Below are 12,150 nucleotides of genomic sequence, written 5' to 3'. Positions count from 1 at the left end.
GGCGGTGGTGAGTGCGGGGTAGCCCTGGGGCACTTTGAGGATGATGTGGACGGGGGTGCGGTGGTCGAGTTGCGGGGCGGTGGTGGTGGTGCCGATGTAGCCGGGCTCGGTGTAGGTGCGGCCGACCAGGTTCTCGCGTGCGTTCGGGTCGGTGAGGGGGATGCCCAGCCGGTCGGCGAATGTCGTGTCCGTGTGGTGGTGCAGGATCAGTGCGTCGGGGGTGGTCGAACTCTCGGTGAGTGCGTCGAGGGTGTCCACGGTGTTGTGCTGGTCCTGGGTGCCGGTTCCCTCGCGCAGGGCGTCGTTGAGGGCGGTGGCGCCGCCGGGTGCGGTGAAGGCGTCCACGACCGACGCCTGCTCGTCGGTCAGGGCGGTCGGTGACAGGACCCGGGGCAGGTCCGCGGTGGTGCCCGGGGTGTGGCCCTCACGCATGCCCTGGGGGTGGACGCCCTGGCCCCAGGCGGGGGGAGCGGGCCACGGGGTGGTGTCCGGTGTCTGTTCCGGCCTCTGGTCGGTCGTCGGGGCGGGGGCGGTGTCGGGGAAGGGCAGGTGGAGCAGTCCGTTGGGGTCGAAGGGCGCTTTGCCGTTCGTGAACGGTTGGGTGGGTTCCTTGGGGTCCAGGCCGGGCAGCCAGGGCGGCGGTGCGGCGAGGCCGAACAGGTCCCGCGGGTCGCCCGGGGGCCCTGCCGCAGGGTCGGCGGGGGTCGTGTCGTCCTGGGTACCGTCGGTGTCGCCGAGCGGCCAGTCGGCGCCGTCGTCGTCGTGTGTTGCGGGCGGTGGCGGCGCACCCTGACCGCGACCTCTCCCCGCACCGGCGCCGCCGCCCGCGCCGCGCCCGGACCCGGTGCCGTCACCGTGTCCGCCGTCCCGGCCGCCGGTGGACGTGTCGTCGGAGCCCGTGGACGACCGCGTCGGCGGGGTCCAGCCGTCCGGCACGATCTCGACCTCGACCGACCAGCGTTTGAGTCCGTACTGGTCGTCGGGCAGCCGGGTGACGCTGTGGACGAGGTAGGTTGAGCCGCGCCGGATCATCACCTCGTGCTCGTCGCGGTTCGTGACGCCGGGAACGTCCATCGCGTTCAGCACGGGGTAGCCCCGCGGGACCCTGATGGAGAACTGGATCCGCCGGTCGGGGTGGAGCGGCTGGTGCGACATGGCGGCGGACCCGTAACCGGGGTCGGTGAACGTCCGACCGACCAGCGCCGCCATGTGGTCGGGGAAGTTGGGTGAGGCGTCGAGCTGGTCGGGCAGGAGGTCGATGCTCCGGTACAGCAGGATCGGCTCGGGAGCCCGTGCGCGGTCCAGAACCGCGTCCAGATCGCGTACCGCGTTCCGCATGCTCGGGGTGGCGCGTTCCGGGGTGACCCCCGAGCGCAGCTCGTTGTTGATGACGTAGCTGCCCTCGGCCGTGTAGTACCGGACGTAGGCGTTCTCCGTCGTGTTCATCGGCGGTGGCGGCATGTTCCGCGTCAGGTACGCGGCGGAGTCCTCGTCGGTGTCGAACGTCCGCGCGTGCGTCATCCCCTCGGGGCTCAGCCCCTGACCCCAGGCGGGCGGCGCGGGCCACCCCTGGGCGGGCGGGGTGCGGACGGCCATGACGGTCGCATCGGTCAGGTGCGACAGGTCGGCGACGGGTGGGCCCGTCCGCGGGAGCGGGCTGATGGCGTCCGGGTCGCTGGTGCCGGCCGCGTCCTCGTCCGCGGCCCGCTCCGACGGGAGGCCCGGTGGCCGCTGTGCCCGCGCCTCGATCCGGTCGGCGTCCCGCAGTGCGCGCCCGGCCCGCTGTTCGAGGTCCCGCGCCGTGACGCGGATCTCGGTGGCCTCGTCACGGGCGTCGGCCAGGTCCCTCCGGCGCGCGTCGAGGTCGTTCTCCGCGGTACCGAGCTCCCGGATCAACGAGTCCAGGGTCCGCCGGTGATCGGTGAGGGCGGACTCGGCCTCGGCGAACCGGGTGTCGAGGTCGTCGGCCCTGTTCCGGAGTTCGGTCGCGCGGGCCGCGGCCGATACGGCCTTCTCCCTGGCGGTGTCGCGCTGGCCGAGCAACTCGTCGGCGCGGCTTCGCGCCGTGTCCGCGGTCCGCTCCGCCCGGGTGGCCGCCGTCCGGAGTCCGTCCGCGCGGTCCCGGAGCTCCCGGACACGCTCCTCGACCCGGGCGTCCCCGTCCCGTCGGGCGTCGAGCCCGGTCGCCAGCCGGTCGTGTTCGGCCCGGGTGTCCGTGAGGTTCCGGGCGGCCTCCTCGGCGGCCGCCAGGGCCTGGTCGGCGGCCTCCTCCAGGGATCTGGCGGAACCGTCGAGCCGGTCGGCCTCCCGCTCCCAGGCGCGGACCGAGTCGGGGTCCGCGGTGTCCCGTGGGCCCTGTTCCCGGTGCGAGCCGTGGCGGTCGCGTTCGGCCCGGGCCGCGTCGAGGGCCAGGGCGTGGCCGTTCCGGGCCTCCCGGTCGGCCGTCTCCAGAGACCGGACGCGGGCACCGAGATCGCGGACCCTCTGCGCGAGGTCGGCGGTCTCCCGTGTCCGTGTGTCGAGTTCCTGTTCCGCGGTGTCGCGTGCGGCGGTGGCGTTCCGAGCCTCGTCCCGGGCCTGGTCGGCCTTGCCCCGGGCGTCGTCGGCCTGGGACCGCTGTTCGGTGTGCCGTGCGGTGAGGTCGGTGACGGCGTCGTCCGCGTCCCGGGCCTGCGTCTGCGCGTTCTCCGCCGCCTCGCGGGCGGAAGCCACCTGGGGCTTGAGCCCGGACCGGGTCCGTTCGGCGGCCTCCCGGTCCCGGTCGGCCTGCGGGATGTCCCGCTCCGCCAGGCGCTGGACGTCCTGCTCCAGCCGTTCCACGTCGTCACCGGCCCGGGCCTCCCGGTCCAGGGCGCCCTGGAGGCCCGATCGGAGGTCCCGGGCCTCGGCTGTGAGGTCGGCGGCCAGGTCGCGCAGACGCCGGGCCTCGTCCGGCACCGAGGGGCCGGGCGGTTCGGTGGACTCGGTGATCGTCGGAAGGGGCCCCTCGGACGCCTTCCCCTTGCCTCGGGGGAGGGTCATGTCCCGGGGGTCCTCGACGATGTTCCGCGTCGCGTCGAGGGTGGCCGTCCACCGGTCGATGCTGCGGTTGAAGTCGGCCAGCGCCTGGTCGTACCTGGCCTTCTGCGCGTCGTAGCGCTGCCGGGCGGCTCCGTCGCCGCCGTTGACGACGTCGTCGGCCAGGTCCTCCAGGGGTCCGCGGGCGTCGGCGTAGGACTTCTCGGCGTCGGCGAAGGCCTGGAGCGCCGCGTGCAGCTCGTTGAACGTCGGCCGCAGCTGGTCGGCCTGGGCCCGGGTGAGAATGCCCATCCCGACGGCGTCGTCCTCGGAGACCCATCCGGTGAGCCTGGTGGAGGTGTCCCCGAGCTGCCAACGTGCGGGCTTGCCGTGCGAGGGGGAGGGGCCGGTCTCGGGTCCGGAGCCGGTGACGCTCTTCATCCAGGACGTGAGTCTGGGCAGTTTCGAGGCTGCGCCGATCGCCCATCTGGTGTCGAACTCGACCAGGTAGGCGGGGCCCTGCCGGAGGCGGTCCGACTGCGGGTAGCGCTTGACCGGCTTGTCGACGCCCCGGCCCGCGCCCTCCGTCCGGGAGGAGCTGTGACCCGCCCCGCCGGGGTAGATGCCCTCGTGGCCGTCGTAGTCGTGGGCGGCCTGGGTGCTCAACCCCATGGCACGGAGGGCGTCCGCGTTGCCTCCGGTGGTGGAGGTCTCCTCCCGGGACCGGTTCTCGCCACCGCCGTGGGTGAGGTTGTCGCTGATCCGGGTGCCGGGGACGACGTCCAGGATCTTGGGGGCGGACATGTCCGGGAGCGCCTTGACGGCCCACTCGGTCCGGCCGATGGTCAGCAGCCGGACGCCGCCGTCCGCACGGGAGGCACTCGGGTACAGGGCCTGGAGGGCGTCGTCGTCCAGGCTGTGGTCGATCGCGTTGTGCCGGGTGTCGAGCTTGAGCTCCGCGGCGATGTGGGAGCGGGCGTCGTCGACCGCCCCAGGGGTGTAGGCGCCGTCCCGCACCGCGTCGGCGGGCGGGGTCCAGCCCAGCGACCTGGCGATGACGATCATGGCGGTGTCCCTGACCGCCTGACCGTGGTCCTGCACCGCGACCGGGAGGATCACGGTGTCGTGCGAGGGGGCGATGTCGTCCGGTGCCGCGCCGCGGGTGTCCGTCGTCCAGGTGCGCATCATGTCGTCCAGCGACGCGAACGGGGTGCTCCGGGGGTGGTCCGGCGCGGCGCCGTCCCCGCCGTCCTGGTTCTGCTCGTCCCGCACCCGGCCGTCCTGGTCCCGGCCGTCCCGCGCCCCGTCGCCCTGGTCCCGGCCGTCCTGGTTCCGGTCGTTCCGGGTGCCGCGGTCCGTGCCGGTGCCCGAGGGACCCGCCTGTGCCGTCGTGTCGTCGGCGCCCGATGCGCTTGTACCGGTGGTCGGCGACGGAGCGGGGGCCAGGTACGCGAACGGGAACAGCGTCTCGATCTCGCCGCCCGGACCGCGGCCGGTGAAGGTGGTTCTGCGCTCCCCGCCGGTGGGGCCGTCGCCGTCCGGCGTCCCGGCGCCCGCGTCGGTGTCGGGCACGCCCAGTTCCAGGGTCAGGGTGAGGTCGGTGTCCTGGGTGATCTTGGCGTAGGGCACGTGCATCTGGAGTTCGACCGTGCGTGTCGCCGAGTCCGAGGAGCCCGTGCCCGAGGTCCGGCCGGTGCCCGTGCTGAGTCCGGCGGAGGGTGCGACGAACAGCGGACGGCTGCCGGGCTGTTCCTCGGGACCGCTCTCGTCCCCGTCGTAGCCGGTCGGCTGGAGGGCCGTGCCGTCCACTCCCAGCGTTGCGGACGTGCCGCGGCTCTCACCGTGGCCCCTGGTGTCCCTCCAGGACCGCGACTCGATGTAGTCGGCCGCGAATCCGACGAACCGGATGTCGGTCCGGGTCGCCCGCTGGTTCACGTACACCTTGGCGTCGGAGGACCTGTGCGCGGTCTGCCCGATCGGGCGGACCTTGACCGGTACCGGAACCGACGCCGCGGGCTTGTTGCCCAGCTGGGTGGTGAGGCCGTGCAGCAGCTGTTCGCGGCTGTTGCCGGTCAGTTCGAGGCCGTCGCGCGCCAGGTCGTCGACCAGGTTCTGGAGGGAGGCGTTGGGGTCGGCCGGGCGCATCTGCCGGCCGGTGTTCTCGAAACCCGGCCGCACCACCAGGTCGTCCGGCCGCTTCGGGTTGGGCTGGACACCCGGGACGGGGCCGCTGCCGGTGTCGGTGACCGCGTCCTGGACCAGGTGGGAGGCGTGGGCGTCGTGGGCGTGCACGTACCCGGCGAACAGGTTCTGCACCGGGACCCGCCACCCCCGGTAGCGGATGTTCCACGGGATGGTGGGGCCGATGCTCCAGTTCTTCAGGAACTCCATGGCCTGGGTGATGTGGCCGGACCCGCGGAACGCGTAGGACCACGCGACCTGGGGGATGAACAGCACCGACGAGGAGAACTGGTTCCCGTGCGAGGCGGAACGGTGGGTGCTGTACGGCGTGAAGCCGAACGAGGGGCCGCCGACCGGGATGGGCCGGATCGCCTCGCTGGGCGTGGAACCGTCCGAGCCCGCGGGGTTGGGGTTGTCGGTACCGCTGAACCCGACGCGGCCCGACCAGGCCAGGGACGTGCCGTCGTCGGTGGCCAGGGAGATCTCGGTGCCGCTGTTCCACCAGATCTGCGCGTCCACGGGGAAGAAGTCGGTGATCGACTCGAGTTCGACCCGGGTCGCGATGGTGGTACGGATGTCGTGCGGTGAGAACAGGCCGCCGCTCATCTCCTGCCGGGTGCGCGCCCCCGAGGACGAGCCGGCGCTGGGGTCGGTCGCCAGGGTCTGCCCGGAGAGCCGGTTCTCGAACGTCCTCCGGGCGGCGGGCGTGTCGGTGAGCAGGTGCTCCAGTTTGCGGCTGTAGCCGTGGTGGAGACCGTCCCGGGCGGTGCCGAAGGTGTCGTAGGTCTGCTGGACCAGACCGGGCCGGTTCGGACCGCTCCCCAGGTCCGTGTTGACCTGCTCGACGGTCCCGCCGTGCCCGATGATCTCCTTGGCCCGGTACTCCGACAGGGTCATCGGGCCGACCCGGCCGTTCGACCCGCTCGACGCCGCAGGCGGAGCGGGCACCGGACCGGTGGGTACGAAACCCCGGCGGATGACGCCGCGCGCCTGGTCGGCGGAGAGCGGTGCGGGGTCCGCCGTCCGTGCGGGTTCCGGGGCCCGGTCCGGCGCGGACCTCACCTTGGGCGTGGTCAGGGTGGTCCTGGCGTTCAGACCCCCGCCGATCAGCGGGATGCCGCGTTCACGGATCGGGCGTCCGCCGCGGACCTGGCCGAGGTCGTCGTGTTCGTGGAGGCGGGCGTCGAACCGGATGTCGGCGGTCCACACGTCGTTGCCGCCGGAGAACATCACCCGGTCCTCGGTGGAGTGGGTGATGCCCTGACCGACGCCGCGGCTCCGGCCCGAGGAGAGGGTGAGCGAGACCGAGGGCGTGCCGAACTTGGCCGGAACGCCGCGCGCGTCGGCCCCGTCGTCCTCGCGGAGGTTCATGCCCACGCTGCCGGTGACGGAGTGCGTGTGCCCGCGCCCCGAGGTCCCGGTGATCCCGGTCGCCCCGTTGACCCGGGCCCCGGAGCTGATCTCGGACTCCGTCGTGTGTCGCAGCGGGCCCAGGTCGGCGGTGATGCGGACGGCCACCGTGTCCGGTCGCGCGAGTTCCCTGCCCCTGGCGGTGGAGGGCAGGTCGACCAGGGCGGGCTCGGTGAGGTGGACGACGATGCCGTCCCCGACGAGATCGCCGCGCGAGCTCTTGAGGTTGGACTCCGAGACCGCGTCCAGGATCCTCATGGTGTTCTCGCGTGCGACGTCCTGGTCGCGGCGCAGACCGGTGTGCTCGCGGGGGGACCGGTCGAGGTAGGGGGCGTCGGCTTTGCCGGGCCGGCGGGCGTAGTCGCCGCGGCCGCGGGCCAGGTCCGGGATGACCAGGCCGGGGCGCTGCCGCGCGATGCCGGTCAGGATGCGGTGGCCCAGTTCCTCGGGGACGGAGCGGTGACCGTCGTCCGCGGATGCGTCGGTGCCGGTGTCCGAGGCCGTCGTCGCGGAGTCGCCGTCTGCCGCCGTTGCGCCGGTGTCGGCGCCGGTGCCGGGTGTCGCGCTGTCCGGGGTCCGGTCGAACCCCCGGATGTGGGCGCCGCTCAGGTCGGTGACGCGGTCGCCCCGCAGGTTGGGGAACGGGGGGACCTTGGCCCGGGCATCCGGCGCAACCGTGGCGGGGGTGCCGGAGTCGTCGCCGGCGTCGACCTGGTCCCGTAGCGTCCGGGCGTCCTCGGCGTTGAGGAGGTCGACGGAGCTGCCGCGGAAGCGGTGGACGTCGGACTCGCCCTCGAACTGCACGTAGAAGTCCCGTTCGACGTCGTAGGCCCCGAACCGGGGTGTGCCGTGCGTGAACGTGCTGGACGTCGCCGTCTGGCCGCGCGTGGTGCCCGTGTTCGAACCGAACGTGTACGCGTACTCGACGAACGGGGCGTCCAGACGGATGCTGCGGCCCCCCGGAAGGTCGATGTGCAGGCCGAAACCGCCGCCGAACGTCCCGGTGATCCCCTTACTGTGCTTCACCGAGGAGGACGTCCCCTTGGTGGCGGTGTTGTTGTGCAGCAGGTCGACCAACGCAGGTGCGTGGTCCTTGCGGGTGTAGGAGCTGGGCACCGACCACAGTCGCATGATCCGCTCGCTGCCGTCGGGGGCGGTGACCCGGATGTTCGCCGGTGTGTTGGTGATCTGCGGCAGCAGGTTCTGCAGTTGGTCGGGGTGGAACGCGCGCTCGACCGACTGCCGGAACTCGTCGAGGCGTCGCCGCCGCCGGTCGGAGCCGCCGGGCAGGTGCTCCGACACCCACTGCGCGATGCTGGTCTCGGGGTCCGTCAGCATGTGGTCGGCGATCCACGGTCCCAGCCCGGTGTGACCCGGGCGGTCGTCCCCGCCCGTACCGCCGGGGACCGGGGTGATGGCGCCGACCGAGAGCGGGTGGCCGACCGCCGGATGGTGCACGGCGGTGCGCGGCGGCTGACCCGGCGCGGGGGTCGGGCCGGAGTGCAGTGCGATCCTCGGCGGCAGGTCCGGATGGGCGACCACCTCCCCGGGCAGGTTGAGGACCAGGCTGTTGGTCGACCGGCCGCGGGCGGTGTGCGGACCGGGCGCGGGCACCGGAGCCGACCCTCCGGACTCGGTACCGCCCGTCGGAGGTGCCGCCGGGGGCGTGACGGTCAGATCCATGTCCAGGTCGGCCGCGTACAGCTCGGGCGGCGCCAACTGCCAGATCTCGGTGTCGCTGTTGGCGGAGGCGGACGCGCCCACCTCGGTGCCGCGCACACGGGTGCCGAAACGGCCGCCCAGTGACACGAGGGGGCCGGCCCTGGCCACACCGATGTCGGCCACGTACACCGGGCTGGCGGTGAACTTGGCGCCGACGGACTTGCTTCCGGCACGGGACCCGCTGTCGTGGTCGTTGACGCCGATCCCCGCCGTCTGGGTCCGCAGCACCGCGGTCTGGGCGGCGTCGTCCGCCGGGCGGGTCGGCACGTGCCGGAAGTCGTCGTCCGGGGTGGACAGGTCCAGGGTGGCGGTCCAGGTGCCGTCGGGGCCCTGGACGCGCACCGTGTGGCCGCCCGGGGCCAGGAACGGGCGCGGCCCGTGGTCCCGGAAGACCTCGGCGAACGCCTCCATGATCCGCTCACGGGCGGGGTCGTCCAGGCCGCCCACGTCGTCGAGGGTGTTCTCGACGAACGTGTCCACGTTCTCGGCGGCGGCCATGTGCGGACCGACCAGGGTGGACGCGGTCAGATAGCCCAGGTGGTAGGTCCGTCCCGAGCGGTCCGGTGTGAGGCTGCCCTCGTACCCGGTCCGGCGGGGCGGGGGCGGTGCGCCGTCGGCCGGGTTCGGCGCAGCGGTCCGTCCGTCGCCGCTGTTCTGGGCGGTCTCCCCGGGAGGTGGTGCCTGGCGGTCGTTGGTCGCGGTGGAGGCGCCCTCCGGGGGCTGGGCGTTGTCGGACGCCTCGGAGGAGGTGGACACCTGCTCGGGCGGGGGAGGAGCCGTGTCCGTGGGGCCGTGGCCGTCCGCGTCGCGGCTCGTCGTCGGCACCGCGGCCGGAGGCTGCTGGTCCGTCTGGTGCCCCCGGGGGGCCGGGGGAGCGGTGCGGGCGGCGGGCTGCGTCCCCGGGTTCGCCTGCTGGGTCGTGGATCGCTGGTTCGTGTCGCCCTGACCGCTGAGGGGGGTCGTACCCGGTGCGGTCTGGGCGACCGGGGGCGCGTCCCCGTCGGTGGTGGTGCCCGCGGACGGGTCGGGCGTGATCTCGGGGACGGCGAAGATCCGCAGGTCCTCGGTCAGCCAGGGGAGGGGCGACTGGGGGAGCCCCAGACCCGCCTTGGGGTCGAGGAAGCTCAGATCCGGGGTGAGGAGGGACTCCTTGGGGTCGAACAGCCCGGAGAGGTCGAGGGGGGAGGAGGGGAAGGGCGGAGACGTCCCGGGACCGTCACCCGGGTTCTCCGCGCCGGTGGAGTCGTAGAGGTCGCCGAGCGGCCAGTCGACGTCCGGGTCGGAGTCGGTGGTGTTCTGGTCGCCGTCGGACCGGACGGGTGCCTCGGACGCCGCGGGGGCGGTCTCGCCTCCGGGTGTCCGGGCCTGGTCGTCCTGACCGCTCTCCCGGGTCTGCGCGGTCGGTTCGGTCGCGCCGGGCCGCTCGGAGGCTCCGGGCTCGGAGGCGGAGGGCGGCTCGTCCGTGAGTTCGGAGGCGAAGGGCGTGACGTAGGGGTTGTCGTTCGCGGGCGCGTCCGGTGACGGAGGGACGTCCCGCTGGGCGGTGGCCGGGTCGCTCCCCGAGCCCGGGGCACCCGAGGCGTCGCCACGACCGGCCGTGCCGTTCCCGTCCCCTCGTCCGCCGCCGCGGTCGCCGACCGGGTCCGTGTCGTCGGTCCCGTCTCCGACGGGGGTCTCCGTGCCGCCGTCGGCCTCAGAACCGCGGCCGCTCCCCCTCCCGGGGCCGTCCGACCCGCCGTCGTCACCGCGCCCCTCATCGCGGCTCCCGTCGTGCGAACCGCGGCCGTCCGGGCCGCCGCCATCGTCGGAGTCCCGGTTCGACCCGTCCCGGCCTCCGGTCGCGCCGGTGTCCGTCGGGGTGTCCTCCGACGTGCCGTCGGACGGGTTCCCGGTGGAGGCCGTCGGCGGAGCGGTGAGCGGAGGCGGCAGGTCCGGTCCGCCCCGCAACGCGTCGATGCCCGTGACGGAGGCGTCCGTCACCACCGTCTGGGCCGTGGCGTTGGTGGCTCCCGCGCTGGCGGAGAACCCGGAGGCCTTCCACTCGCCCTCCAGGGCCGCGTTGGCCACGCCCTCGCCGAGGTACCCCTCCAGTGCCCCCGTGCTCGCGCCCAGCCCCAGGTTCTGGGCGTAGGCGCCCTTTCCGGTGCGCAGGTCGGCGAGGCCCTTGACGAGCGTGTTCGGCACCGTGTCGGCGAGGTGGTCCCGGACCGGGGGAGGCAGGGAGTCGCCGAGCGCCTGTCGCAGGTGTGCGGACAGGTCGGGGCCTGGCCAGTTCCGGGCGAAGGCGTCGGCGTAGTCCTCGCCCAGCCTCCTGGCGGCGGCCGAGCCGAGATCGTCGCCGAAGTGGCGCTCGAACAGGTCGGCGAAGTCCCTGCGCAGGTTCGCGGCGCTGACGTCGTTGGCCCAGCTGCCGACACCGGGTGCGTCGCCCTGTGTGAAGGGGACTCCGAGCTCGTCGTTGTTCCGGGTGAACACGTCGGCCAGATCGTGGTTGAGGCCCCTGCCCGGCGGGGGCAGGGTGTCCCGCTCCGGCTCGGGCCTGGGGCCGGTGGCGGGTGGCAGATCGTCCGGGTCCGGATCCGGTTTGGGGTTGGCGATCGGCGGCGCTTCCTCCGGAACCGGCTCGGGCCTGGGTTTGGCGACCGGTGGCGGGTCCGCGACCGGGTCGGGGACCGGATCCGGTTTGGGGTTGGTGATCGGTGGCGGGTCCGGGAGGTCGTCCAGGTCGAGCAGGTTCTTGTTGATGACCTTCGTGATCTGGCCGTCGAGCAGGATGTCGACCCCGCCCGACAGGGCCGCGGAGATCAGCCCCTCGAAGACCGCACCGAGGTGCGCGCCCTTGGTCAGGTCGTGGTCCCACGCGTCGCGGCTGCCGTTGTTGAGCTGGATCCGCTGGATGATGCTGTCCATGCTCGCGAAGATCTGCGAGATGATCAGGTGGCTGGGGACGGTGAGCAGGAACCAGGCGAGGATGCGGCGCATGGCCAGGCTGCGGATCGCCTTGAAGATGGGGATCCATTTCAGCGAGGCGCCGAACGTCCAGTAGGCGGAGGCGATCGCCCAGGCGATTTCCACGATCAGCTGGATGAGCTGGCCGATGATCATCATGGCCATGTACTCGGCGTTGGCCGCGGCCTTGCGCAGTTCCTGGGCCATCTGGGACGAGATGGCTCCGACCTTGCCGACGTAGTCGTTCTCCCCGGTGGTGAACTGGGCGACCGAACGGTCGAAGTAGTCCGCGGCCCGACCGGAGAAATCGGCGCGCACCCGGCGGCGCACCATCTCCAGGAGCTCCATGAGCTCCTCGGTGACGCGCTTGCCGACGGTCTCGTACAGGTCGGCCAGGGTGCGCAGGTTCGGTGGGACGGCCGAGGGCATGACGATCCCGGTGAGCGCCGCGAGCGTGTACCGCGCCCCGTCGCTCATGTCGTGGCTCAGTGGCACGCGACGCACCTCCCCCCGACCGCCGCCCGTCCGCGCGCGCACGGTTCCGCCCGTACCCACGGGCCTCCCGGATCCCGTCCCCTCGGTGAGGCCAGTGCGGTCGAAGCTAGCACCGTCGCGTCAGATGTGGAAGTGCTTGGTAGTTACTTTTTGTTTGATTGTTTTTATGTGGTATTGGTTGTTGACACTCTCCCTTCGGATTGATGTGCCACCTCCGGCGGTCGGGTGGGGTTCTCGCTCCGCGGCACTCCGCGCTGTCGTGCGCGATCCTCCCGGCCCTTCGCGCACCCCGAATGGAACGGGGGCCCCAAATCGACTGATTCCTGTTTCGGCCGAGGCTTCGGATGTCGCCCCGTCTGGCGGGTGACCACGGATTTCGACTGGCGGAACTTTCTC

1 protein-coding gene is annotated in these 12,150 nt (G+C 73.1%); it reads right to left on the bottom strand.

From position 1 onward, the window contains the following. Positions 1 to 11,754: ADP-ribosyltransferase (locus ACTVAJ_RS16180; protein WP_470388992.1), on the bottom strand; the 11,754-nt coding region annotated here is incomplete at its 3' end. Between the last annotated feature and the right edge of the window lie 396 nt (positions 11,755 to 12,150).

The organism is Nocardiopsis sp. KDC1DS13DA1 (assembly GCF_055632325.1).
This window is presented reverse-complemented; position numbering and strand designations above follow the sequence as displayed.